Below are 25,086 nucleotides of genomic sequence, written 5' to 3'. Positions count from 1 at the left end.
TCATCGCACCCGGCCGAACACACGTCCGGCGAGATCGACACCGACGATCACTCCTCGGTCGTCGCGGGTGAAGAACCCGCGCTGACCGCTGAACGCGCCGCCGGTGATCACGTACTCGTCGCGCGGCAGCAGCCCCATCGGGAACGGCGCGTGGTCGGCCGGCAGCTCCATCTCGGCGGACGCCCGGATCTCCGGCCGGATCAGCACCTCCAGCACCAGCCCGTCCACCGAGTCCTCAATGGACATCACCATCGCGTCGTTGCCGTAGCCGCCAACGACTTCCGCCGCCTGGGCCGCGTCGTACGGCAACGGCTCGGGGTCGCGGTCGAGCAGCCCGGCGTGGTCCTCCAGCGCCTGCCGCACCACGGCCTGGTTGAACGGGATGCCGTCCGGGCCCTGGTTCGCGATCGACACCACCGCGAACCCGAGCGACGGCACGATCAGCAGCTCGGCGAACTGCCCGTTGGACGAGCCGCCGTGCCCGATCGCCGCCACCCCGTCGATCTCGCGCAGGAACCAGCCGACGCCGATCGCGTCCCCGAGGTTGCTGCCGCGCAACACCGCCGTGGGCTCGCGCATCGCGGCGAGGTCGATCCCGCCGCCGTCGCCGAGGTGGAACCGGGCCCACGTCAGTAGATCCGCGACCGAGGCCGCGATGCCGCCGCCGGGGTTGTTGGCGCGCCAGTGCCGCCACGGCCGCGCGACCTCGCCCTTCTCGTGCCCGACGGCGAACCGGCGGGTCATCACGGCGTCCCGCTCGAAGTGGGTGTTGCCGAGGCCGAGCGGCTCCAGCAGCAACGACGTCATGGCCTGTTCGTAGGTCTGGCCGGTGACGTTCTCGATGATCCGCCCGGCCAGGTTGAACCCGGACTGGCTGTAGGACGGCCGCTCACCTGCCTCGCCGACGAGCTTGAGCGTCGCCAGTTCGTCGACGTGCCGGCGCAACGCGTCGTCGCCCTCGCCGGTGTCCACGAGCGTGCCCCAGTCGAGGCCGGACGTGTGGTTGAGCAGCTGCCGGACGGTGAACTCGCGGTCGTCGAGCAGCCGCAGCTCCGGCACGTACGTCCGCACCGGAGCGTCCAGTTCGACGCGGCCCTGCTCGACCAGCCGCATGATCGCGGTGGCGGTGTAGGTCTTGGTGATCGAGCCGAGCAGGAAGAGCGTGTCCTCGGTGACCGGCAACGGGTTCTCGACGCTGGTCACGCCGTGGGTGAGGTAGTGCTCGCGGCCGTCGTGGAAGATCCCGACGGCAGCGCCGGGGATGGCGAAGCGGGTGGCGGTGCGGGCGAGGAAGTCGTTGTCCATGCCCATACCCTCGAACCTTGACCCAGGGTCAAGGTCAAGCGATTCCTTCGAGGAACTTCAGCACGTTCCGCGCGGCTGCCCGGACCCGTGCGTCGGGATCGGTCAGCAGAGGACGGATGTGCGGGATGCCGCCGGGGTCGCGCAGGCGGGCGAACGCCTCGACGGCCCGGACCCGCACCATGGCGTCGGCGTTCTGGGTGCCTGTCTCCAGGTAGAACCGGGACCATTCCGGTTTGTGCCCGAGCAGCCACATGTACGCGCGCTCGATCACCGGTTCGGGCCTGGGCCACTGCTCGTCGCACTCGATGCGCGCGAGACCCCGTCCGGCCGCGTGCCGGGCCGCCCGGTCGGGGTGGTGGTTGAACAGATGCCAGAACGTCGACTCGGCGCGCGGGTCGGCGATGCGGGCCAGCGCGTCGGCCGCCACGGCCGCGTGTTCGGTGTCGCACAGGCGGATCAGTGTCGTGACGGCACGTTCGTCGCCGTGTGCGGCGAGCACCCGAGCCGCCCGGTACCGCACGTGCACGTCCGGGTCGTCGCACGCGGCCAGCGCCACCGCCGTGACGTCGGCGCCACCGGTCTGGCCGAGCGCCTGCACCGCGAGCTCCCGCATGCCGGCTTTGGCGTGCCGCGTGAACTCGGCCAGGACCGGGCCAGCGGCCGGATCACCGATCACACCCAGTGCCCGGATGAACGGGGTCGGGTCCGGCAAGGTGGGCGCGAGTGCGCACAGCGGTCCCACGGCCTCCACGGCCTTCATCACGCCGAGAGCCTGCGGCGCCTCGTACTGCCACGCCGGATCGTTCAGCGCCTCGATCAGCCGGGCCAGCACGCTCGCGCCGTTGCGCCGCAGCCAACGCATGTCGTAGCGCCAGGGCACGTCCATCGGGCTGAAGTACCAGTCCTGCGAGGATTCTTCCGCGGCCGGACCGCCGATCTCGCTCAGCCGCCTCCGCGCGGAGCCACGCACCGAACGCCACTCGGGCTCCGGCCTGCGCAGCACCGCGCGCAACGCCGCGACCTCGGCCTCGTCGCCCGGGCCGTCCAGCGCCTGGATCGCGGCCCCCGCGGCGGACGAAGGACCCTCGACCACCTTGCGCAGCAAGCGTTCCCGATCCAGCAGACCGACCCGGTGCGCCGCCCTCACCGCGATCATGGGCTCCCACCAGTCGTCGGAGTCCCACCACCGCTCGACGAGCTCGGCCACGACAGGGGTCGCGGGCCCGTCCAGTTCCCCGACCAGGGCGTAGATCGCTCCCCTGACCTCCGGCCCCGGCTTCACCCGGTAGCGGTCGAGCAGCTCCGCCAGCGGCAGGGCGGGGGTGTCGTCCTCCTGGGCCTGCGCGACAACCCGCCATTGCGCGACGATCGCGGCACGCACCAGTTCGCAGGCTCGCGCCACCCTGGGCGACTCGGGCCGGGTCCAGCCGGGCCCCGCCCGCAGCCCCTTCACCACCTGCCGGACCCGCAGGGACACGCCCTCGCTGTCCAGGTTCACCCCGGCCGCGGGTGCGGCGTGCAGCCAGGCCGCCTGGACGGCCAGCCTGCCGCCGCCGTTCTCCTCGACCCTGCGGACGACCTGCTCCAGCTCGTCCAGGAACAGCCCACCCCCGTGGGTGAGCTGTCCCCGGTGTGCCCGTCGTGCGATGCGTCTGGCCCTGCCGATCCCCATCGCACCATTCAACCCTGATCAGCGACCGATTTACGGGATCCAGTGGTTGCCGGACACCGTGATCATCACCTGGAGCTGGATGCTGGCACCGAAGTAGGTGTCGGTGGCGATCGGCGTGTTCACCATCTTGGTCCAGAGCGCGTCGAGCCACGCCTGGCTGCCGGGATCGGTCGTGGCCGCGACCGCGAACGGCGCGACGAACGCCGAGTCACCGCCGCTCTGGATCTGCGTGCCGCCCAGCTGGTAGCCGGTCGCGATCTTGTTCGGGTCGCCGCCGGTCTTGCCCTTGATCCACGAGTTCATCTTCCTGGCCGCCGCCAACGACTTCGCGTCGCCGGTGAGGGCCGCGTCCGCGCCGATCCGCCACGGGTCGCGGCACGCGTTGTACCAGTACTTGCCGTCGTACTCGTCTTCCTCGAGCAACTCGCCGACGGCGGGCTTGGGCGTGGAGTTGGTGTCCTGCACGAAGTCCGGCAGCAGACCGGTGTTCGGCGCGTACTTCGACTGGAGCTGGGCGATGAGGTCCTGGTGCTTGGCTCGGATCGTGTCCCAGGCGCCGTCGCCGGTGGCGCTGCGGAACGCGCGGAAGTGGTCCGACATCCAGTCCGACGACCTCGACCCGTAGTACTTCCTGCTGTCGTCCGGGCCGGACCAGTCGCCCATCAGCAGGAGGTTCGTGTTCGGGTTGACCAGGCTCTTCTTGATCGCGTTGATGTTCTTCACGGCGATCTGCCTGTAGTTGTAGGTGCCGCTGCTGCCCCACTGCCTGTCGGCGAGCAGCAGGCCGTACGCGGTGTCCATGTCGCCGTCGGTCGCGCTGTCGCTGCCGTTGACGCTCCGGCAGGCCGTGTCCTGTTCGGAGGCCAGCAGGTCGGCGTTGTGCACGGACGGGTGCGCGAGCTTGTACTTCAGCAGGCCGTCGAAGATCTTCTTCGCGTCCGGGTCGGCGCCCGCCATCGTCGCGGTGATCACCATGCCGTAGCCCTGCGCCTCGGCCACGTACGGGAACTTCGCGTCCGGCGAGATGACCTGGTACCAGCCGTTGCCGCAGTTCTGCTTGACGAACGCGGACTTCCAGCGCTGGTAGTAGTCCACGATCTTGGCGTCCAATGTGGACGTGCTGCCGGACGGGCGCAGCGTGCCCGCCGCGTACGGGGTCTTCCGGCTGCCGAAGGGGTAACCGAGCCCGGTCTGCGGCGGTGTCGTCGTGGTCGTCGTGGTGGTGGTCGTCGTCGGCGGGGTGCCGCCCGAAACGCCGTAGACCTCGAACTCCCACAACGAGTAGCCGTACGTGGTGCCACGCGCCGTTCCGTACACGCGGACGTAGCGCCCCGCCCCGGACACCGTCAGGTCGTCGGTGCCACCGTCACCGCTGCTCGTCGAGTAGACGTCGCTCCACGCCGAGCCGTCCGGAGAGGTCTGGATCCGGTACGACTTCGCGTACGCGGCCTCCCAGCTGAGCTTGACGCGACTGATCGAGTGCGCCGAGCCGAGATCGACCCGCAGCCACTCCGGGTCGTTGCCCTCCGCCGACGCCCAGCGCGTCGACGTGCTCCCGTCGACCGCCTTGCCGGCCTCGAACCCGCTGCCCTCGACCGACGAGGCCAGGACGGCCTTGCCGCGCGAGACCAGCGGGTCCGCCGCCGACGCGATGGTTGTTCCGGCGACGAGGAGGCCGAGCACGAGCCCGGCCGCCCCGAATGCCACTTTTCTGCCGCCCACGACCGCCTCCAGCAATTGGTTAACAAAACTGCCAATGCGAGTTGGAGGGGACGGTAGGCAGGCATCCGCGCAGCTCACAAGAGGTGAGCCCGCTTGTTGCGCGTTCGAACAGCAGCGCTCCTACGGCACCCAGTGGTTGCCGGTCACCGTGATCATGACCTGCAGCTGAATGCTCGCGGAGAAGTAGCTGCCGCCGTCGATCGGCGTCTGCAGCATCTTGTTCCACAGCGCGTCGAGCCACACCTGACTGCCCGGGTCGGTGGCGGCCACCACCGCGAACGGCGCGAAGAACGCGGCGGCGCTGCCACCGGAGATCTGCGTGCCGTTGAGCTGGTACCCCATCGCGATGTTGTCGGGGTTGCCGCCGGTCTTGCCCTTGACCCACGTGTTGAGCTTGCGGGCCGCCGCCAGCGACTGCGAGTCCCCACTGGTCACCGCGTCCGCGCCGATGCGCCACGGCACGCGGCAAGCGTTCCAGTAGTACTTGCCGTCGTTGACGCTCTCCAGCACCTGCCCGGCAGGCGGCCGCGCCGAGGAGTTCGTGTTCTCCACGAAGTCCGGCAACAACCCGGTGCCCGGCGAGTAGTTCTGCTGGAGCTGCGCGATCACGTTCTGGTGCGCGCCGCGGATCGTGTCCCACGCCCCGTCCCCGGTCGCCTTCCGGAACGCCCGGAAGTGGTCGACCATCCAGTCCGAGGACCGCGACAGGTAGTAGTACTGGTCCCCCGCGCTCGACCAGTCGCCCAGCTTCAGCAGGTTGGTCTGCGGGTTGACCTCGCTGGCCTTGATCGCGTTGATGTGCCGGATCGCCAACTGCTTGTAGTTGTACGTCCCGGCACTGCCCCACTGCCGGTCGGCCAGGAGCAGCCCGTAAGCCACATCCATGTCGCCGTCGGTGGCGCCGTCCCCTCCGTTGACGCTGCGGCAGTTCACGTCCTGCTCAGCGGCCAGCAGGTCCCGGTTGATCGACGAGGGATGGTCGATCTTCCACTTGACCAGCCCGTCGAAGATCTTCCTCGCGTCGGGATCCGCCCCGGCCATCGTCGCGACGACGACCATGCCGTACCCCTGCGCCTCGGCGACGTACGGGTGATCGGCATCAGGCGAGATGACCTGATACCACCCGTTCCCGCAGTTCTGCCGCACGAACGCCGACTTCCACCGCTGGTAGTAGTCCACCACCTGAGCGTCCAAAGTGGACGTGCTACCCGACGGCCGCGACATCCCCGCCGCGTACGGCTGCTGCCGGCTGCCGAACGGCACCGCGACACCGGTGGGCGGCGGCGTGCCGTCACCGACCCCGTACACCTCGAGTTCCCAGAGCGAGTACCCCCACTCCGTGCCCCGAGTCGTCCCGAGCACGCGGACGTACCGCCCGTTGCCCGACACGGTCAGGTCGTCGACCCCGCCGTCACCGCTGCTGGTCGTGAACACGTCGGTCCACGCCCCACCGTCCGGCGAGGTCTGCACCCGATACGCCCTGGCGTAGGCCGCCTCCCAGTTCAGCCGCACGCGACTGACCGAGTGAGCCGACCCGAGATCAACCCGGATCCACTCCTGAGCAGTGCCCAGCGCCGAGGCCCACCGGGTACCGGTGTTGCCGTCCACCGCCTTGTCCGGCTCGTAGCCGGACGCCTCCACGGAGGACGCCGTGGTCGTCTTGCCGCGGGAGACCAGCGGATCCGCCGCCGAAGCACTGGTCGTCCCTGCCGCGAGGAGCGCCAATGCGAGCGCTCCCACCATCAATCTGCTGCTCACAACCACCTCTAGCCCATTGGGTAACAAAGCTGCCTGATCGCAGACGGGCGCAGATTAGGCGGCAGGTCACCCCCGGACAAGAGGTACGAACCAGTTGTCCTGGACAAAACCGGAGACCGGAACGAGTTCCAGCCGTTCCGGCTGCAAGGCAGCCAGGAGCAAGGCAGCCAAGACTTCGCTGGGCGAGAGCTGGGCAACCAATGGCTTGGGGAGAACGCATGCCGCAGGCCAGGCCGAACGAGCGCGAGCATCGCGATGGCGCAGCCGAACCACCCAAGGCATAGGCGCAAAGCCGTAGGCGAGCCGTCTGTCTTGGCTAAAGACAACGCGCGCCCGAGCTTCGCGAAGCCGAAGGCGAGCCCGTCAGTCGTGGCGAATCTGTCCAGCCGGTGTGGTGACGTGTGGTGTCAACGTGCCCACGTACGTGTGGGATTGGGGCTTGACTTTGGGTGCGAGGTGCTACCACTCGTGGCTCGGCCGGGCGCTTTTCAGCCCGGCCTTTCCGGTCCGTGAAGCGCCTCGCAAGCGCCCCGAAGTCAAGCCCCAATCTCTATCGTCGCGCCAGCGGCGATGCACGGACCACGCTCGTCAAGGTCTCAGCCCCAAACCTCCCGAACCGCACCGACCACAGACGCGGCCTGCGCGAACCCGGCCTCAGCAGCCGCCCGCCGCCGAGCCGGGTCCAGCAGGTTCGGCCCGATAGCGGCCAACGCGGCCCGATCCGGACTGACCACGATCGACGGCACCCCCAGCCGAGCCGCCTGAGCCCCAGGCGAAGCAGCCGCGCTGGCAGCCCGGGTCAACGGCGCGACCACCACGACCCGCTCGTACCCGGCAGCAAGGTCCACGTTGGCCACCGACCGCATCCCGCCGTCCATGTACCTGCTCCCGTTGACGGTGACCGGCGGCCACACCAACGGCACCGCACAGCTGGCGGCCACCGCGGAGACCAACGGCACCCCGCTGGACCGGTCGAACGCCACGAACTTCCCGCTCACCGCGTCCACCGCCGTGACCTTCAACGCCCGCGCGGGCCAGTCCTTAATGGACAAACGAGAGTCGAACACAGCGAGCCGGGACTCCTCCGAAGGAGTAGAGGCCTTCAAAGCAGCCCGCCCCAACCGAGCCCGCTTGGCCGCGGCAGACCCCGGCATCACGTAGGAAAGCGCGTACCGGGCCACCATCCACGGGGTCAACCGCGCCGGGATCTCCGCCTCGGGCGGCAGCAACTGGCCCGCGTACAGGTCGGCCAGCACCCCACCCCCGGCCACCTCGGCGGCCACCACCGACCCGGCGGACGTGCCGACGAAGAGATCGGCACGGGACAGGTCCACCCCCGCCGCGGCCAACCCGTGCAGAATCCCTGTCTCCCAGGCGATCCCGGTGACGCCCCCGCCACCCAGCACCAACGCGCGCTCTCCAGTCACGACGCCCATACTGGCACGCACACCCATCCTATGGAGTGAGACGAGTTCCTGGCGTTTGGTCGGGATTGGTAGCCTTACAGTTGAAACCGAGAAGCGCTGCAACGGGCCAGCAAGCCTGCCACGCTCGGCTTCGTTCCACCACGAACAAAGGGCGCTTCCGGACATCTTCGGGAGCGCGCGTGAGTGGACTCAAGTCCTTGCTGGACCAGCGGATCGCCGTGCTGGATGGCGCCTGGGGCACGATGTTCCAGCAGGCCAAGCTCGCTCCGAGCGACTACTACGGCACCGAGTACGCGGACCACGTCCCGGACGTGGCGGGCGACCCCGATCTGCTGAACCTCACGCGCCCTGACCTGGTCCTCGACGTGCACCGGCAGTACCTGCGCGCCGGCGCCGACATCACGACCACCAACACGTTCACCGCCACCTCGATCGGCCAGGCCGACTACGGGCTGGAGCACAAGGTCCGCGAGATGAACATCGCGGGCGCGCGGCTCGCCCGGCAGGCCGCGGACGAGTTCGGCGGCAGGTTCGTCGCCGGGTCGGTCGGCCCGCTCAACGTCACGCTCAGCTTGTCGCCCAAGGTCGAGGACCCCGCGTACCGGGCCGTCACGTTCGAGCAGGTGAAGGCCACCTACGTCGAGCAGATCGACGCGCTCCGCGAGGGCGGCGTCGACCTGCTGCTGATCGAGACGATCTTCGACACCCTCAACTGCAAGGCCGCCATCGCCGCCGCCCGCGAGGTGGCGCCGGAGCTGCCGTTGTGGATCTCGGTCACGATCGTCGACCTGTCCGGGCGCACGCTGTCCGGGCAGACGGTCGAGGCGTTCTGGGACTCCATCGCGCACGCGAAGCCGCTGGTCGTCGGCGTGAACTGCTCGCTGGGCGCCGAGGAGATGCGGCCGCACGTCACGGACCTCGCGCGGCTCGCGGACACCTACGTCGCCTGCCACCCCAACGCCGGGCTGCCCAACGCGTTCGGCGGGTACGACCAGACGCCGGACGAGACCGCGGCGCTGCTGAAGGACTTCGCGGGCAACGGCATCGTCAACGTCGTCGGCGGCTGCTGCGGCACCTCGCCCGCACACATCAAGGCCATCGCCGAGGCCGTCAAGGACGAGACCCTGCGGCCAGTCCCCCAGCCTCGGCACATGACTCGCTACAGCGGCCTGGAGACGTTCGAGATCGGGCCCGACACCGGGTTCGTGATGATCGGCGAGCGCACCAACGTCACGGGCTCCGCCAAGTTCCGCCGGCTGATCGAGGCCGACAACCACCAGGCCGCGCTGGACGTGGCGCTGGAGCAGGTGCGCGGTGGCGCGAACCTGCTCGACGTCAACATGGACGCCGACCTGCTCGACGGCGAGCAGGCGATGACGACCTTCCTCAACCTCATCGCCACCGAACCGGAGATCGCCCGCATCCCGGTGATGATCGACAGCTCCCGCTGGACCGTGCTGGAGGCCGGGCTGCGGTGCGTGCAGGGCAAGGGCGTGGTCAACTCGATCAGCCTCAAGGAGGGCGAGGAGCCGTTCCTGCGGCAGGCCCGCACGATCCGCGACTACGGCGCCGGTGTCGTCGTGATGGCGTTCGACGAGACCGGGCAGGCCGACTCGACCGACCGCAAGGTGGACATCTGCGCGCGGGCGTACGACCTGCTGACGCAGAAGGTCGGCTTCCCGGCCGAGGACATCATCTTCGACCCGAACGTGCTCGCGGTCGCGACCGGCATCGAGGAGCACAACGGGTACGCGAAGGCGTTCATCGACGCGCTGCCGCGGATCAAGGAGCGATGTCCGGGAGTCCGCATCAGCGGCGGCATCTCGAACCTGTCGTTCTCCTTCCGCGGCAACGACGTGGTCCGCGAGGCCATGCACTCGGCGTTCCTGTTCCACGCCGTCAAGGCGGGGCTCGACATGGGCATCGTCAACGCCGGCCAGCTCGTCGTCTACCAGGACATCAAGGCCGACCTGCTCGAACTGGTCGAGGACGTCATCTTCAACCGCCGCGAGGACGCGACGGACCGGCTCGTCACGCACGCCGACACCGTCAAGGGCCCCGGCCAGAAGCGCGTCGTCGACCTGTCGTGGCGCGAGGCCCCGGTCGGCAAGCGCCTCGAACACGCGATCCTGCACGGCGTCGTCGACTTCATCGAGGACGACACCGAGGAGGCCCGCCAGGCCCTCCCCCGGCCCCTCGACGTCATCGAGGGGCCGCTGATGGACGGCATGAAGGTCGTCGGCGACCTGTTCGGCGCCGGCAAGATGTTCCTGCCCCAGGTCGTGAAGAGCGCCCGCGTGATGAAGCGCGCCGTCGCGTACCTCGAGCCGTTCATGGACGCCGAACCGAAGGCGACCGCGGGCGGCAACGGCAAGGTCGTGCTCGCCACGGTCAAGGGCGACGTCCACGACATCGGCAAGAACATCGTCGGCGTCGTGCTGGGCTGCAACAACTACGAGGTGATCGACCTCGGCGTGATGGTGCCCGCCGCGAAGATCCTCGACACCGCCATCAAGGAGCACGCCGACGTCATCGGCCTGTCCGGGCTGATCACGCCGTCGCTGGACGAGATGGTGTCGGTCGCCGAGGAGATGCAGCGGCGCGGCATGAAGCTGCCCCTGCTGATCGGCGGCGCCACGACGTCCAAGCAGCACAACGCCGTGAAGATCGCCCCGGTCTACGACGAGCCGGTCATCCACGTGCTCGACGCGTCCCGGGTCGTCGGCGTCGTCTCCGACCTGCTCGACGGCCAGCGCGCCCACGACCTGAACCTCTCGAACCGCGCCGAGCAGGCCCGATTGCGCGAACAGCACGAAAACCGCAAATCGGTTCCGCTGCTCAAGGTCGAGGACGCCCGGGCAAACGCGGAGAAGGTGGACTTCTCCGAAACGCCGACGCCGGAATTCACCGGAACTCGCGTGATGACGCCGACGCTCGCGGAACTGCGCGAGTTCATCGACTGGACGTTCCTGTTCCTCGCCTGGGAGGTCAAGGGCAAGTTCCCGGCGATCCTGGAAAACCCGGTCGCGCGTGAACTGTTCGACGACGCGACGACGTTGCTGGACGAAATCATCGCCGGTGAACTGTTCGAGGCGAAGGGCGTGTACGGGTACTGGCCCGCGCATTCCGACGGCGACGACATCCTGCTCGACAACGGCGTGCGAATCCCGATGCTGCGCCAGCAGACGCAGAAGCCGTTGTCCCGCCCGAACCGGTGCCTCTCCGACTACGTGGCCCCGGAAGGCGACCACATCGGCGGGTTCGCGGTGACGATCCTCGGCGCGGAGAAGCTGGCCGCGAAGTACGAGGCCCAGAACGACGACTACCGCGCCATCATGGTGAAGGCGCTGGCAGACCGGCTGGCCGAGGCGTTCGCCGAGTGGATCCACCTGCGGGCGCGGCGCGACTGGTTCGAGCCGGACGCCGAGCCCGAACTCGCCGAGCTGCACGCCGAGAAGTTCCGCGGCATCCGCCCGGCCCTGGGCTACCCGGCCTGCCCGGACCACACGGTGAAGCGCGAACTGTTCGACCTGTTGAACGCCGAGCAGGAAATCGGGATCGCGCTCACTGAATCGTTTGCGATGAACCCGGCGGCGAGCGTGAGCGGCCTGATCTTCCAGCACCCGGAGGCGAAGTACTTCACCGTCGGACGGCTGGGCCGCGACCAGGTCGAGGACTACGCGCGCCGGTACGGCAAGCCGCTCGCCGAAGTCGAGCAGTGGCTGCGCCCCAACCTCGGGTACGAACCGGCCTGATCGGTTCCGCACCGTGAAAGCGCTTGCCGGTATTGGCAGGCGTTATCCCGGTTCGGGTCCAAGCGTTGTAGGCTCAGCCGCTCTGGAGATCAATCATCCCTGGATCGAACGAGCCCGAGGTCATCCATGCGAGCTGCGGCGCTGGTGCTGGGTCTGGTGCTGTTGGCGGGTTGCGGCGGCGCCACCGGTTCCCAGGCGTTGCCGCACGTGGGTTTCGTGGTCAAGCGCACCGGCGGCTCGTTCGCGCAGGAGATGACCAGTGGCTTTCACGAGGGCGTCAACCGCATCGGCGGCGTCAGCGCGACGGTCACCGGTCCTCGCGGGCAGGACGGGCACAAGGAAGTCGAGTTGTTCCGGGATTTGACGAGCGCGGCGAAAGGCGGAATCGCCGTGGCGACGTCCGAACCCGCGCTGATGGCCCCGTCCATCGGTGAGGCGCTCGACCGGCACGTGGCGGTGGTCGGTGTGGACACCCGGCTCACCGCGAGTTCCGGAGTGAAGCTGCACATCGGTAACGACGACTACGAACTGGGCGAAAAGCTGGCTGACGAGTTGATGCGCCGATTGCCCTCGGACGCGACCGGAACAGTGGTGTTGGGAAACACCGCGCCGGGACTCGCCGGATTCGACGACCGGGCAGAGGGAATCCGGGGTCGATTCACCGAAAAGCTACCGGGGGTAGTGGTGCTGGGCCCGTTCGACACGCAACGTGACGACGCCGCGAATCGCGACGCGTGGAAACGTCTCGTGGCCGCGAACCCGAACGCCCTCGCGTTCGTTGGTACCGGCGACTGCGACGGCGTGAACCTCGCCGCGCTGAGAACCGAGAAGTCGGCGAGGTGGCTGGTGGGCGGGTTCGGGGTCGACCCGAGAACGTTGCAGGCGGTGCGGGACGGCGCGATGGTGGCGTCCATCTCGCCGGAGCACTACCTCAAGGGCGCTGTGGCAGGCTGGCTCCTGGCTCGGCACGCCAAGGGTGGAGAGCCGCTGCCGCAGGGCTGGATCGAGACGCCGGGGCTCACGGTCACCACCGGGAACCTGGACCTGATCCTGCACCGGCAGGAGTCGGAGAAGGCCCGCAAGGATTTCTTCCAGCCTCAGATCGACAGCTTCGTCGAGGATCCGGCGAGCTGGGTGCGACCGTTGGAGCAGGCACGGTGAGCTTTTGGGAGGGCCGCGCCACCGCACGGGTGGCGACGGTGGGGCTGACGTTCGGACTGCTGGTCCTGGCCGGGCTGGCGCTGTGGAGCAGCATCAGCGCACAGGCCACGACCGCGCACGTCCGTGAGCTCAACGAGACCAGCGAACGCTGGGCCCGCGTGCTGGAGCACATCAACGTCGCCGACAACGCGTTGAGCGACATCCGGCTGGCGCGGACCGAGCAGACCGTCCAGCCGCTGCAGAACTCCGTCGCGTCGGCGCGGCCGGACCTCGAGTGGCTGCTCGCCAACGGCTCGCCGTCCGACAAGCAGGAGGCGAGCCGGCTGCTGACGCTGTACGACCAGAGCACGGACATGCTGCGCGCGGTCGTCGCCGGCACCGACCCGTTGCAGGCGGACCAGGCCTCGCTCGCGCACTCGTCGCTCAAGCGCCAGATCTCCTCGACGATCGGGGTGCAGCGCCTCGACACCAACGAGTACCTGCGCACGGCCGACGCGAAGAACGCGCAGCTGCGGATCGCGCAGATCGTGGTGTTCGTGCTGGACGCGGCCCTGGTCGCGTTGTTCGGCGTGGTGCTGCTCGGCCAGCGCCGGATGATCCTGCGCCAGGCCGCGAAGAACGAGCACGAGGCGCACCACGACACCCTGACCGGCCTCGCGAACCGGGCGTTGCTCGCGCGGCGGATGGAAGAGGCCGTCGAGAAGGCGCGCAAGAAGGACGAGCCGCTGGCGTTGCTGATCGTGGACCTGGACAGGTTCAAGGAGGTCAACGACTCCCTCGGCCACCACACCGGCGACCTGCTGCTGCGCCAGGTGGCGCACCGCCTGTCGTGGGCCGTGCGCGACACGGACCTGGTGGCGCGGCTGGGCGGCGACGAGTTCGCGGTGCTGCTGCCGGGTGTCGGCTCGGCGGAGAACGCGAGCATGGTCGCGGAGAAGATCCTGCAGGCGCTGGCGATGCCGGTGACGCTGGAGGGCCTGGAGCTGGAGATCGCGGGCAGCGTCGGTGTGGCGCTGTGCCCGTCGGACTCGGGCGACGGCCACGAACTGCTGCGGCACGCGGACATCGCGATGTACGCGGCGAAGCGCGAGAAGTCCGGTGTGGCCGTCTACGACGCACGCCTGCACGAACGCGGCGCCGCGCACCTCACGGCCGTCACGGAGCTGCGACACGCGATCGACCGCGGCGAGCTGTTCCTGCACTACCAGCCCAAGGCCCTGGCCGACACGGGCGCGGTGTGCGGCGTCGAGGCGCTGGCCCGCTGGCAGCACCCGACCCGCGGCCTCGTCCGGCCGGACGAGTTCATCCCGATCGCCGAGGAGAACGGCCTCATCGAGCCGCTCACCCGGTACGTGATCGACGCGGCGCTGCGGCAGTGCCGCGCGTGGTCGGACGCGGGCTGGGAGGTGCCGGTCTCGGTGAACGTGGGCGCGGCGTGCCTGCACCACACCGAGTTCCCCGGCGACGTGGCCGACCTGATCAAGCGGCACGGTCTGCCCGCGCGCCTGCTGACGCTGGAGATCACCGAGTCCGCGATCATCTCGGACCCGGACCGCGCGGTGGAGGTGTTGCGCGGCCTGACCGAACTCGGCGTGCGGCTCTCGATCGACGACTTCGGCACCGGCTACTCGTCGATCTCGTACCTGCGCAGCATGCGGGTGCACGAGATGAAGCTCGACCGGTCGTTCGTCACGCACATGTGCACCGACGCGGGCGATTCAGCGATCGTGCACGCCCTGGTGGCGCTGGCCCGCAACTTCGGTCTGCAGGCCGTCGCGGAGGGCGTGGAGGACCAGGACACCTGGACCGCGCTGGCCGAGGCCGGGTGCGACGTGGTGCAGGGGTACTTCCTCAGCGAGCCGTTGCCCGCCGAGGAAGTCGTGGCCTGGCTGGGAGATCGGGCTGCGGCTCACGCGTAGACGTCGGTGTCCCGCCACTGGTTGATGAACGGCTGCATGAAGTCGACCATGGCGGGAAGCTGGTCCGCCACCGACAGGTAGGCGAGCACGCGGATCGCGCCGATGGCGTTGACGAACCTGAGCACCTCCTTGTCGAGTTCGCGCAGGCCGTTCTTGTGCGCACCCCTGTTGTAGGCGGCTTCGTACTCCAGGCCGAGTCCGGCGAGGTCCCATTCGACCGGGCCGTAGGTGATGAGTTCGAAGTCGGAGAACAACGGGCCGTTCGTGCTCGCGAAGATGTTCGCGGGCGGTGAGTCGCCGTGGATCGGTTGCAGGTCGATGCCGGGGAACCGCTTGCGGAACTCGGCCTCGTCGCTCGCGAGCGGCTCCAGGACCTCCCACTCGGCGCGTGCCCTGGTGAGGTCCGCTTCGCTGACGATGTCGAGGCCTGCCAGGCGTTCCAGGCCCTCGCGGACGAACTGCGGTTCGGCCGACGAAAGGAAGTCGAGCTCGCCTGGGTAGGTGCGCAACGCCTTGTGCAGATCGGCGGCCAGCTCGGAGTTCTTGACGTAGTCGGGTTCCTTCGACTTGTCTTCGTCGGTGAACGGCCAGAAGGTGATGGAGAAACCGTCGCGCTGCACCGGTTTGCGCTCGACGAGCGGGCTCGGCGGGATCACCGGGGTGCCCTGGTCGTGCAGCCACTGCGCGACGTCCAACTCCTGCTGTTGCCTCTTGGCCAGACTTTCCAGCGTGGTGGTGTGCGGCAGGACGGTCGGGATGCGCGCCACGACCGGGGACGGCGCGAGGTGCACGACGACGGAGAACAGTTCGTAGAGGACCTTGCCCTCGGTGATCTCCAGGCCGAGTTCGCGACCGGCCTCGACCGCGGCCTGCGTGGCCGCCTTCGTGCGGTTGGCGATGTCTTCGGGGGTCGCGAAAGCTGTCATGGCACGACAGTGTCACAACGCCCGGGGTGCTCGCAGATCATTTACGTTGGGGATCATGGCTGACCGTCATCTGATCGACGTCCACGTCCTGCTCGTCCGCGACGGCTCGGTGCTGCTGTCGCGGCGGCGTGATCCCGATCCGCGGTTCGACGGGTGCTGGCACCTGCCGTCCGGGAAGCTCGACGCCGGCGAGTCGGTGGTCGCGGCCGCCGCGCGGGAGGCCAAGGAGGAGGTCGGGGTGGTGATCGATGCCGCCGACCTGCGGCACGTGCACACGTCGCACGCCAACGGGTTCGGGGTGGAGCCGCGGCTCGGGTTGTACTTCGAGGTGCTGCGGTGGAGCGGGAAGCCGGTGAACATGGAGCCGGAGAAGTGTTCGGAGCTCGGGTGGTTCGGGCTCGCGGAGCTGCCGGAGGACATGATCGGGTACCCGGCGGCGGGGATCGCGGGTTATCTGGCGGGAGAGAAGTTCGGGGTCATCGGCTGGTGACCCCCGGCTATCCCGCTTGAGCGCCGGTCGGCGTGCTCAGGTGCGCCTTGCGGTAGCCCGTCGGCGTGGTGCCCATCTCCCGCCGGAACACCGAGCGGAAGTTCGATCCCGTGCCGAAGCCGGTCGCCGCCGCGATCCGGTCCACCGGCCAGTCCGAGGTTTCCAGCAGCCGCCGCGCGCTCAGCACCCGTTGCAGGGTCACCCACCGCATCGGCGAGTGGCCGGTCTCCCGTTCGAAGTGCCGGATGAACGTCCGCCGCCCCAGGTTCCCGCGCGCGGCCAGCCGGTCGACGGTGATCGCCTCGCCGAGGTGCGCCATCGCCCACGACCTGACCGCCGACAGGTCCGCGCGCACGGGGCTGAGCACGTCGACGTACTGCGGTTCGGCGCCGTCCCGAGCCGGCGACGCGACGACCTCGCGGCCTGCCTCGTGCGCTGCGGCCGCACCGAAGTCGGCGCGGATCAGGTGCAGGCACGCGTCGATGCCCGCCCCGCCGCCCGCGGACGTGAGCAGGGCGCCGTCCTCGACGAAGAGCCGGTTCTCCAGGACGTTCACCGACGGCCGCAGCGCGCGCAGCGGTTCGAGGTAGCGCCAGTGCGTGGTGGCGTCGCGGCCGTCCAGCAAGCCGGCGAACGCCAGCGCGAACGTGCCGGTGCAGATGGCCGCGATCCGGGCGCCACGGGCGTGCGCGTCGAGCAACGCCCGGAGGTGCTCCTCCCCTGGCGCCGTCTCGGGGTTCGCGTAGCCGGGTACCACCACGATGTCGGCCTGGCCCAGCGACGACACGACCTCGACGGTCAGCACGAATCCGACCGTACTCCGGGTGGCACGATCCTTGCGGTTCCGGCACCGACTCGGGTCGTGTCCACTAGCGACCCCGGCGAAGCTCGGCGGCATGGAAACGCAGAACCACGGTGTGCCTTGGGAATCCGCCTATGGATACGTGCAGGCCCTCAAGCACGGCGACACGATCTACATCTCCGGCCAGCTGGCGCACGACGTCGAGACCCTCGTCGCGCCCGCTCCCGTCGCGAACGGCTCGACAACGTGGTCGAGGAGGTCCTCTACGTGCTGGACATCCCGGCGGCGTTCGCGGCGGCGGGCAAGGTGCGCAAGGAGGCGTACGGCAGGCCCGACCCGCAGGTGGCGAGCACGCTCGTCGGCACGACCGGGCTGGCGTTCCCGGAACAGCTGGTGGAGATCAAGTTCATCGCCCGCGTGTGACGGACGGGTTACCGTGAACGGATGGCACTCGTGCACCCGCCCGGCCTGACCAGGTTCCGGACGCACGACCTGCCCGGTGCGCGCAGGCTGACCGGGTGGGAGCAGCACAACGCCCGCGCCCTGGTCGGTCTGCGGGTCACCGCGGATCGGCCGTTCGAGGGCACCGAGGTGAACCTGACGCTGCCGAAGCTCCAGGTGGCGCGGGTGACCGGGTCGCCGCACGCCGTCGACCGGGACGTCCGGCAGATCGCCGAGCACCCCGCCGACGGCGTGGTCGTCTACTTCTCGCTGGCCGGGCGGAGCACGTTCGAGCACCGGGGTGGCAGCGACCTCGTCGTGCCCGGTCAGGCGTTGGTGCTGGACGCCGACCGGCCGTTCCGGCGCGAGTTCTCCGACGGCCTGACCGAACTCGTGCTGAAGGCGCCGCGCCGGGGTCCGGTGACACCTCAATTGTTCGGCTTCCGGGACAACCCGCACGCGTTCGCGCTGGTCAACGCGCTGACCGGGGCGTTGCGCGGACCAGCGGACTGGGACGGGCTGGAGAGCACGGCCGCCGCCCTGCTGGACACGTTGCTGGGCACCCGCACGCCTGCCGCCGACCTGGCCGCCGCGCACGCGTTCATCGAGGCGCACCTGCACGAACCGGAGCTGTGCGCGCACCGGATCGCGGCCGCCATCGGCTACTCGGACCGGCACCTGTCCCGGTTGTTCGCGAAGTCGGGGCAGAGCGTCCCGCAGGCGATCCTGAACGCCCGCCTCGACGCGGCCCGGTCGAAGCTCGCCGAACCGATCCCGCTGGCCGAGGTCGCGGCCCGGACCGGGTTCGTCTCGCAGGCGCACTTCTCCCGCACGTACCGGGCGCGGTTCGGCGTGACGCCCCGGCAGGACCGGGCGGCGCTGAAGTTTTTGCCTGTTTCCGCCACATGAAGCGCGCGGGCGTCCGACCAAGAAGTTGACCTGTCACCGTTCTCGGCATGGTGACCGTCGAGACCGATGTGGTGATCGTGGGGTCCGGCCCGGCCGGGGCCTCCGCGGCGTTGTTCCTGTCCACCCTGGGCGTTCCGAACATCATGATCACGAAGTACCGGTGGACCGCGAACACGCCTCGTGCGCACATCACCAACCAGCGCACGATGGAGATCCTCCGCGACGTCGGCGTCGAGGACCAGGTGCTCGCCGACGCCACCCCGCACGACCAGATCGGTGACACGGTCTTCTGCACGTCGATCACCGGCGAGGAGATCGGCCGCATCCTCACCTGGGGCACCCATCCGGCTCGCCACGCCGACCACGTGCTCGCGTCACCGTCGATGAACTGCGACATCCCGCAGACGTACCTGGAGCCGATCCTGGTCCGCAACGCCACGGAACGCGGCACCCGCACTCAGTTCAGCACCGAGTACCTGGGGCACGAGCAGGACGCGGACGGCGTGACCGTGCGGGTGCTCGACCGGACGACCGGGCACGAGTACGAGATCCGGGCGAAGTACCTGATCGGCGCGGACGGCGCCCGGTCCGCCGTGGCCGCGGACCTGGGTCTGCCCTACGAGGGCGAGATGGACATCGCGGGCTCCATGAACATCACCTTCAAGGCCGACCTCTCCGAACTCTGCCGGCACCGGCCCTCGGTGCTGTACTGGGTGATCCAGCCGGGCGCGAACGTCGGCGGCATCGGTGCCGGGCTCGTGCGGATGGTGCGGCCGTGGAACGAGTGGCTGATCGTGTGGGGCTTCGACCTCGCGCAGGGCGTGCCCGAGGTGAGCGAGGACGACGCGCTGCAGATCGTCCGCAACCTCGTCGGTGATCCAACGCTGGACGCCGAGATCACCGGGATCTCGTTGTGGGGCAACAACGAGCAGTACGCGACGCGGTTGCAGAGCGGGCGCGTGTTCTGCGCCGGGGACGCCGTGCACAAGCACCCGCCGTCGAACGGGCTCGGCTCCAACACCTCGATCCAGGACTCCTACAACCTGGCGTGGAAGCTCGCGCTGGTGCTGAACGGGCAGGCCGGAACCTCTTTGCTGGACACCTATTCCGACGAACGCGCGCCCGTCGCGCGCCAGATCGTGACGCGTGCCAACAAGTCCGCCCGCGAGTTCGGTGCGTTGTTCGAGGCACTCGGGTTGGACGCGTCGCAGTCGGCGGCCGAGATGGACGCGCGGATCGAGGAACGCAAGGACAGCAGCCTGGCTGGTGCGGCCAAGCGCGCGGCCGTGAGGGAAGCGATGGAGCTGAAGAACTACGAGTTCAACGCTCATGGCGTGGAGATGGGTCAGACGTACGTATCGCTTGCTGTTGTGGGCGACGGTTCCGCACGCCCTGCGCCGTCACGCGACCCGGAGCTGTACTACGAGCCGTCGACCTGGCCGGGTGCCCGGCTGCCGCACGCGTGGGTCGGGGACAGCCGCAGCAAGGTTTCGACGCACGACCTGGTGCCGTACGGGCAGTTCACGCTGCTGACCGGCATCACCGGCGAGGCCTGGGCGGACGCGGCGCAGAAGGCGGCCGACCGGCTGGGCGTCGCGCTGCGGACCGTGATCATCGGACCCGGCCGCGAGGTGACCGATCTCTACTTCGACTGGTCGCGACTGTCCGGTGTGGACGAAGATGGGGCGGTGCTGGTGCGGCCGGACAAGCACGTCGCGTGGCGCGTCTCGTCGTTGCCCGCGGATCCGGAGGCCGAGCTGATGACCGTGCTGACCTCGGTGCTGAGCCGGGAGGAGAGCGCATGACCTGGCAGTTCGAACACGTCACGCTCGGCCAGCGGGTCCGGTTCGGCACCGGCACTGCGGCAGCCGACCTGGCCGCCGAGGTCGACCGACTCGGTGCCCGGCAAGTGCTGCTGATCTCCAGCGAACCCGTCGCCGCCGAGGTGGCCGCGAAGATCGACGTGGCCGCGCACTGCACGGACGTCGCGCCGCACGTGCCGGTCGAGAACGCCGAACGGGCCCGTGCGTTGGCCTCATCGTCGGGCGCGGACCTGCTGGTGAGCGTCGGCGGCGGCTCCACGACCGGCCTGGCCAAGGCGATCGCGCTGACCACGGGCCTGCCGATCGTCGCCGTCCCCACCACGTACGCGGGTTCCGAGGCGACCAACGTGTGGGGCCTGACCGAGGCGTCGCGCAAGACGACGGGCGCGGACGACCGGGTGCTGCCGAAGACAGTCATCTACGACGCCGCCCTGACCGCGTCCCTGCCCCGTTCGCTGGCCGTCGCGTCGGGCTGCAACGCGCTGGCGCACTGCGTCGACTCGATGTGGGCGCCCCGCACCGACCCGATCAACCAGGCGCTGGCGTTGGAGGGCATCCGCGCGCTCAGTGCCGGCCTGCGTGAGGACGCGCGCGAACAGATGCTCTACGGCGCCTACCTGGCCGCGGTGGCGTTCGCGTCGGCCGGATCCGGGCTGCACCACAAGATCTGCCACGTGCTGGGCGGCGCCTACAACGTGCCGCACGCCGAGACGCACGCGGCGATCCTGCCGTACGTGCTGGCGTTCAACACCCCGGCGGTCCCCGAGGCGGCCGCCCGGATCCGCGAGGCGTTGGGAGGCAGCCTGATCGACGTCTACGACGCGGTGGGCGCCTCACACGTGCTGCACGGCGTTCCGGACGTGCGCGAGGCCGCCGCGCTGATCCTGCCGTCCGTTCCTCCGTCGAACCCTCGCGCCGTCACCGAGGACGACCTGATCACCCTGCTCGCCGCCGCCCAGGCGGGCCAGAACCCGGATGGAGTGCCGGCATGACCACCGCCCAGCAACGAGTCGAAGAACAGCTGATCGCGGACGTGCTGGCCTCGTTCGCCCGCACCCCGGACCCGCGGTTGCGTGAGCTCATGGAGGCGCTCGTCCGGCACCTGCACGCGTTCATCCGCGAGACCCGCCTGACCGAGGCGGAGTGGACGCGCGCGATCGAGTTCCTCACCGCCGTAGGCCACATCACCGACGACAAGCGGCAGGAGTTCATCCTGCTGTCCGACGTCCTGGGCGCCTCGATGCAGACCATCGCCGTCAACAACGAGGCGTACGAGAACGCCACGGAGGCAACGGTCTTCGGCCCGTTCTTCATCGAGGAATCTCCTCTGGTCGGCATCGGCGGCGACATCGCGGGCGGCGCGGCCGGAACCCCGTGCTGGGTTTCCGGCACCGTCCGCGACACTGCGGGCAATGCCTTGCCGGGCGCGCGGATCGAGGTGTGGGAGGCCGACGAGGACGGCTTCTACGACGTCCAGTACACCGACTCGCGGGTGGCGGGCCGCGGCCACCTGTTCTCCGGCGCCGACGGCTCGTTCGCCTTCTGGGGCGTGCAGCCGACCGCGTACCCGATCCCGCACGACGGCCCGGTCGGCGCGTTGCTCGACGCCGTCGACCGCTCCCCCGTGCGGGCCGCGCACCTGCACTTCATGGTGTCGGCACCGGGTTTCCGCACGTTGGTCACGCATATCTTCGTCGAGGGTGATCCGCAGCTGGAGATCGGCGACTCGGTGTTCGGGGTGAAGGAGTCGCTGGTCAAGCGGTTCGAGGAGCAGCCGGCGGGGGCGCCGACGCCGGACGGGAGGGCGCTCGGCGACAAGCCGTGGACGCGCTCCCGTTTCGACATCGTGCTGGCGCCTTCTCAGTGATCGCAGCAGACGCGCTCGGCCCACTCCGGTTCGTGCCACCAGTGCTTGTTCTCGGCGGACGGGAACGGGTCGAGCGCCGCTGACAACGTCAGCGATTGTTGTTGCTGATACGGCTTCAGCAGGTCGGGCACGGAGTGCAGCGCGCCGCCGACCATGACCTGCCGGACGTTCGCCGCCGCCTTGATGTCGGCCAGCGGGTTGCCCTCGACGAACGCGATGTCGGCCGGTGCGCCCGGCTTGATCGCGCCGAGCGGTAGGCCCAGCCACTTCGCCGGGTTGCGGGTCGCGGTGATGAGCGCTTCCCTCGGGGTGAAGCCGTATTCGACCAGTGCGCGCAGGTTCTGGTGGGTGGCGGTGGCCGGGCTGTCGAGCGGGGCGTCGGTGCCGGTGATGACGAATCCGCCGCCGCGGTGGACGTTCAGGGCGAACTCCACCCAGCCCTTGAGGACCGCGCGGGACGAGGTGCCTGCCGGGGTGCCCTGGGCGTTGGCGTCGGCGAGGTTGCGTTCGTACTCCCACGGCGGGTAGAGGACGCGGGTGCGTTCGTCGGTGGCGAGCGACTTGTCGTTGTCGTACAAGGCTCGTGACTGGAACAGCGTCGGGGTCATGGACATGCCGGACCTGGTGAAGATCGCGACGACGTCCTGGTAGGCCTTGCCCTGCCTGGTGATCGTGTGCGAGTAGCCGAGGCGGTTGGTGGCGCCGACGTGTTCCTGGCCGTCCATGCCGAAGAGGGCGGCCGGGTAGTGGTAGTGGCTCGACAGCGGGACCTTCGACCGTTGCACGGCGGCGCGTTGCAGTTCGACCGGGAGCCGGACGTAGGTTTTGATCATGTCGTAGCCGAGTTCGTGGCCCCGGCGGAGTTCGAGGTCGAGCTGCGCCTTGCTCAGGGTCGGGCGCATGAAGTTGTAGTAGACGCGGCCACCGTCTACGGCCTCGCCGGTGGCGTAGAACCTCGGGCCTGTCAGGGTTCCGGCCGCCAGCGCCTCCCTGGTCTCGACCATCTGGTAGACCGGGTCGCCGGGCGAGCGGACTGTTGTGATGCCGTAGGCGAGCCAGACGTTGCCCTGCCGCGCGCCCCACTGACGGCCGCGCAGGTGCCAGTGGTTGTGAGCATCGATCAGGCCCGGGATCGCGGTCAGAGCGCTGGCGTCGACGTCGGCTTTGCCTCGGTGCGGGCGGACTTCGGCGATCTTGCCGTGTTCGACGACGATGTCGACGTTGCGCTTGAGCTCGTGCGCCTCGCCGTCCCAGTAGGCGCCGACGTGGATCACCTTGCGGTCCGGGGCTTTCGGCTTGCGCCAGGTGAGGCCGTGCCGGATGGTCGTGACCTTGCCGTCCAGAGTGGACTTACGCAGGCGGCCGTTGTTGAGGTACACCAACGCGTCGTTGCCGTGCCACGCCAGCGAGTCGGTGACCTCGCGGGTGACCTGGCGCGGTTGCCCTACAAAGGTGCCCTTGGCGTCGACCGGCACGACCCACGCGACGCTCTCCACGACGAACGCGAGGTGCTTGCCGTCCGGCGACCACACGGGGCCGTCGTCGCCGCGGGTCGCGATGGAGCGGAACGACATCGGCTCGGTGTACTTGAGTTCGCCGCTGGTCAGGTCGACGCTCAGGACCTGGCTGGTGCCCTCGCGGAACCGGCGCGAGAACGGCTTCACGGCAGCCAAGGCGACGACGGTGCCGTCCTTCGACCAGGTCGGGCGGCCGGGCTGGAACAACGTCGGCGTGAGCTGGCGGCGGCCCTGCCGGTCGGTGACCCACACCTGGCCGTCCTGGTCGAGGTAGGCGACGCGGGTGCCGTCCGGTGAGTAGCGCGGCGTGATCTGGGCGTGGGGTGCGGGCGCGAACAGTTCGTCCTTGCCAGAAGCGAGATCGCGCACCCACAGCTGCGCGACGCCGGTGCGGTCGCTCGCGTAGACGATCCGCTTGCCGTCGGGCGAGAAGTCCGGATCGGAGTCGAAGTACCTGCCGTCGGTGAGCTTGGTGGCCTTGCCGTCGGCCAGCACGTACAGCGCGTTCAACGCCCGGAACGCGATCTTGCCATCGCTCGACACCACGGGGCTCGCGATGCCCTTGACCGCGCCGCCGGTGAGGTTCTGCGTGCGTGCGGGCCGCCGTTTGGTGGTCACTGGAACGACGGCCGCGAACGCGATGTCCTTTGTGGATCCACCGGCCAGCAGGCGGATCTTGCCGTCAGCGGTGTAGAGAACGCTGGAGCCGTCCCAGACCGGCGCGAACCCGAACACGTCCTGCCCGGTGACGACCGCCGTGGTCCCGAGCACCAACTCGGCCTCGCCCGGCCGCATCCGCGTGTAGCTCGCCTGGTCACCCGGTCCGAACGCAGCCCCGAACAGCTGCCACCCCGCAGGCGCCGTGACGAGCCGTTCACGCTTGCCGTCCAACGACACCACGTCCACCGCCGCGTTGCCTACGGTGAAGATGATCCGCTTGCCGTCCGCTGACCACTGCGGCGCCGCGGCCTCGTCCGGCACGCCGGTGAGCTGCGTGATGGCGCCACTGGCCAGCTCCAGCACGTGCACGCCGTAGCTGCCGGCGCGGTCGCTGACGAACGCCAGGTGCTTGCCGTCCGGCGAGAACGCGGGCTCGCGGTGGTCGAACTTCCCGTGCGTGAGCTGCTTCAGGCCGTGCCCGTCGAGCCCGATCAGGTAGAGGTGGAAGTTACCGTCCCGATAGGACTGGAACGCGATCTGGTTGCCCGGTCCGAAGGACGGCAGCGTGACGTCCTGCAGTTCGTCGGTGAGCTTGCGCGCTTCCCCACCGCTCGCCGGTAAGAACCAGATCGCGGTGACGAGGTCGATGGCGAGCCACTTGCCGTCGCGCGACCGGGACACCGAGATGTTGGTGCCCTGCGTCAGTTTCACCCGCTCGCCCGGCTCGGAAGCGGAGGCGGAGGCGGAGGCCGTTCCGATCGCCAACGTGGATGCGGCGGTGGCGACGGCGGCGGCCTGACCGCTGCGGGTCAGCAGTTCGCGGCGCGACAGTTCCATGGCGGCACACTCCCCAGTGTCGATCCCCTGTGGAATCCACCCTGGCACCGCGATTTCGCGGCACATCCGCCATTCGGCCCACCACCCACCTGATG

17 protein-coding genes are annotated in these 25,086 nt (G+C 69.4%); 9 read left to right on the top strand and 8 right to left on the bottom strand.

Going from position 1 to position 25,086, the window contains the following annotated elements; genetic code table 11:
* The 5 genes from JNUCC0626_RS02545 to JNUCC0626_RS02525 form a co-directional block, all read right to left on the bottom strand.
* Complete coding sequence (locus tag JNUCC0626_RS02545) at positions 1-1,305, bottom strand: serine hydrolase domain-containing protein (protein WP_394618002.1); 1,305 nt, start codon at positions 1,303-1,305, stop codon at positions 1-3.
* A 34-nt stretch (positions 1,306-1,339) separates the two neighbouring features.
* A complete protein-coding gene (locus tag JNUCC0626_RS02540; RefSeq protein WP_394618001.1) occupies positions 1,340-2,977 on the bottom strand; it encodes a HEAT repeat domain-containing protein in 1,638 nt (545 codons plus the stop codon).
* A gap of 30 nt (positions 2,978-3,007) precedes the next feature.
* Entirely contained in the window at positions 3,008-4,699 is a 1,692-nt protein-coding gene (locus JNUCC0626_RS02535) for a glycosyl hydrolase family 8 (RefSeq protein ID WP_394618000.1), read from the bottom strand.
* Between the two features lie 120 nt (positions 4,700-4,819).
* The gene (locus JNUCC0626_RS02530; protein WP_394617999.1) at positions 4,820-6,457 is read right to left on the bottom strand and encodes a glycosyl hydrolase family 8; all 1,638 of its coding nucleotides are present in this window, start codon (positions 6,455-6,457) and stop codon (positions 4,820-4,822) included.
* A gap of 596 nt (positions 6,458-7,053) precedes the next feature.
* A complete protein-coding gene (locus JNUCC0626_RS02525) occupies positions 7,054-7,884 on the bottom strand; it encodes a patatin-like phospholipase family protein (protein WP_394617998.1) in 831 nt (276 codons plus the stop codon).
* 179 nt (positions 7,885-8,063) lie between these two features.
* On the opposite strand from JNUCC0626_RS02525, the gene metH reads away from it, so the two are divergent.
* From metH to JNUCC0626_RS02510, 3 genes are all read left to right on the top strand, one after another.
* Positions 8,064-11,639 carry a methionine synthase gene (gene metH, locus JNUCC0626_RS02520; RefSeq protein WP_394617997.1) on the top strand — a complete coding sequence of 1,192 codons (3,576 nt, stop codon included), beginning with the start codon at positions 8,064-8,066 and terminating at the stop codon, positions 11,637-11,639.
* Positions 11,640-11,765: 126 nt separating this feature from the next.
* Positions 11,766-12,800 carry a sugar ABC transporter substrate-binding protein gene (locus JNUCC0626_RS02515; protein WP_394617996.1) on the top strand — a complete coding sequence of 345 codons (1,035 nt, stop codon included), beginning with the start codon at positions 11,766-11,768 and terminating at the stop codon, positions 12,798-12,800.
* A complete protein-coding gene (locus JNUCC0626_RS02510) occupies positions 12,797-14,719 on the top strand; it encodes a putative bifunctional diguanylate cyclase/phosphodiesterase (RefSeq protein WP_394617995.1) in 1,923 nt (640 codons plus the stop codon). Before JNUCC0626_RS02515 ends, JNUCC0626_RS02510 begins: the two co-directional genes overlap by 4 nt.
* Here JNUCC0626_RS02510 and JNUCC0626_RS02505 read toward each other — a convergent pair.
* On the bottom strand, positions 14,710-15,645 hold the full coding sequence (locus tag JNUCC0626_RS02505; RefSeq protein WP_394617994.1) for a phosphotransferase: 936 nt from the start codon (positions 15,643-15,645) through the stop codon (positions 14,710-14,712). The genes JNUCC0626_RS02510 and JNUCC0626_RS02505 overlap by 10 nt on opposite strands.
* A gap of 55 nt (positions 15,646-15,700) precedes the next feature.
* Between JNUCC0626_RS02505 and JNUCC0626_RS02500 the strand changes: the two genes are divergently transcribed.
* Entirely contained in the window at positions 15,701-16,135 is a 435-nt protein-coding gene (locus JNUCC0626_RS02500) for an NUDIX domain-containing protein (protein ID WP_394617993.1), read from the top strand.
* 7 nt (positions 16,136-16,142) lie between these two features.
* On the opposite strand, the gene JNUCC0626_RS02495 is transcribed toward JNUCC0626_RS02500, so the two are convergent.
* Positions 16,143-16,940 carry a GlxA family transcriptional regulator gene (locus tag JNUCC0626_RS02495; protein WP_394617992.1) on the bottom strand — a complete coding sequence of 266 codons (798 nt, stop codon included), beginning with the start codon at positions 16,938-16,940 and terminating at the stop codon, positions 16,143-16,145.
* 243 nt (positions 16,941-17,183) lie between these two features.
* On the opposite strand from JNUCC0626_RS02495, the gene JNUCC0626_RS02490 reads away from it, so the two are divergent.
* Genes JNUCC0626_RS02490 through JNUCC0626_RS02470 form a run of 5 tightly spaced genes read left to right on the top strand, consistent with a single transcriptional unit; the run spans position 17,184 to position 21,977 of the window.
* Complete coding sequence (locus tag JNUCC0626_RS02490) at positions 17,184-17,360, top strand: hypothetical protein (RefSeq protein ID WP_394617991.1); 177 nt, start codon at positions 17,184-17,186, stop codon at positions 17,358-17,360.
* Between the two features lie 21 nt (positions 17,361-17,381).
* The gene (locus tag JNUCC0626_RS02485) at positions 17,382-18,287 is read left to right on the top strand and encodes a helix-turn-helix domain-containing protein (RefSeq protein WP_394617990.1); all 906 of its coding nucleotides are present in this window, start codon (positions 17,382-17,384) and stop codon (positions 18,285-18,287) included.
* A gap of 47 nt (positions 18,288-18,334) precedes the next feature.
* On the top strand, positions 18,335-20,092 hold the full coding sequence (locus JNUCC0626_RS02480) for an FAD-dependent oxidoreductase (RefSeq protein ID WP_394617989.1): 1,758 nt from the start codon (positions 18,335-18,337) through the stop codon (positions 20,090-20,092).
* Positions 20,089-21,102, top strand: coding sequence for a maleylacetate reductase (locus JNUCC0626_RS02475; protein ID WP_394617988.1), 1,014 nt, complete (start codon positions 20,089-20,091; stop codon positions 21,100-21,102). The genes JNUCC0626_RS02480 and JNUCC0626_RS02475 overlap by 4 nt, the downstream gene beginning before the upstream one ends.
* A complete protein-coding gene (locus JNUCC0626_RS02470) occupies positions 21,099-21,977 on the top strand; it encodes a dioxygenase (protein WP_394617987.1) in 879 nt (292 codons plus the stop codon). Before JNUCC0626_RS02475 ends, JNUCC0626_RS02470 begins: the two co-directional genes overlap by 4 nt.
* Here the strand turns inward: JNUCC0626_RS02470 and JNUCC0626_RS02465 are convergent.
* Positions 21,971-24,991: an amidohydrolase family protein gene (locus JNUCC0626_RS02465; RefSeq protein ID WP_394617986.1), complete on the bottom strand. Its 3,021-nt coding sequence runs from the start codon at positions 24,989-24,991 to the stop codon at positions 21,971-21,973. The genes JNUCC0626_RS02470 and JNUCC0626_RS02465 overlap by 7 nt on opposite strands.
* Positions 24,992-25,086 lie beyond the last annotated feature (95 nt).

The sequence above is a fragment of the Lentzea sp. JNUCC 0626 genome (genome assembly GCF_043632865.1).
Taxonomy (GTDB): Bacteria; Actinomycetota; Actinomycetes; order Mycobacteriales; family Pseudonocardiaceae; genus Lentzea.
This window is presented reverse-complemented; position numbering and strand designations above follow the sequence as displayed.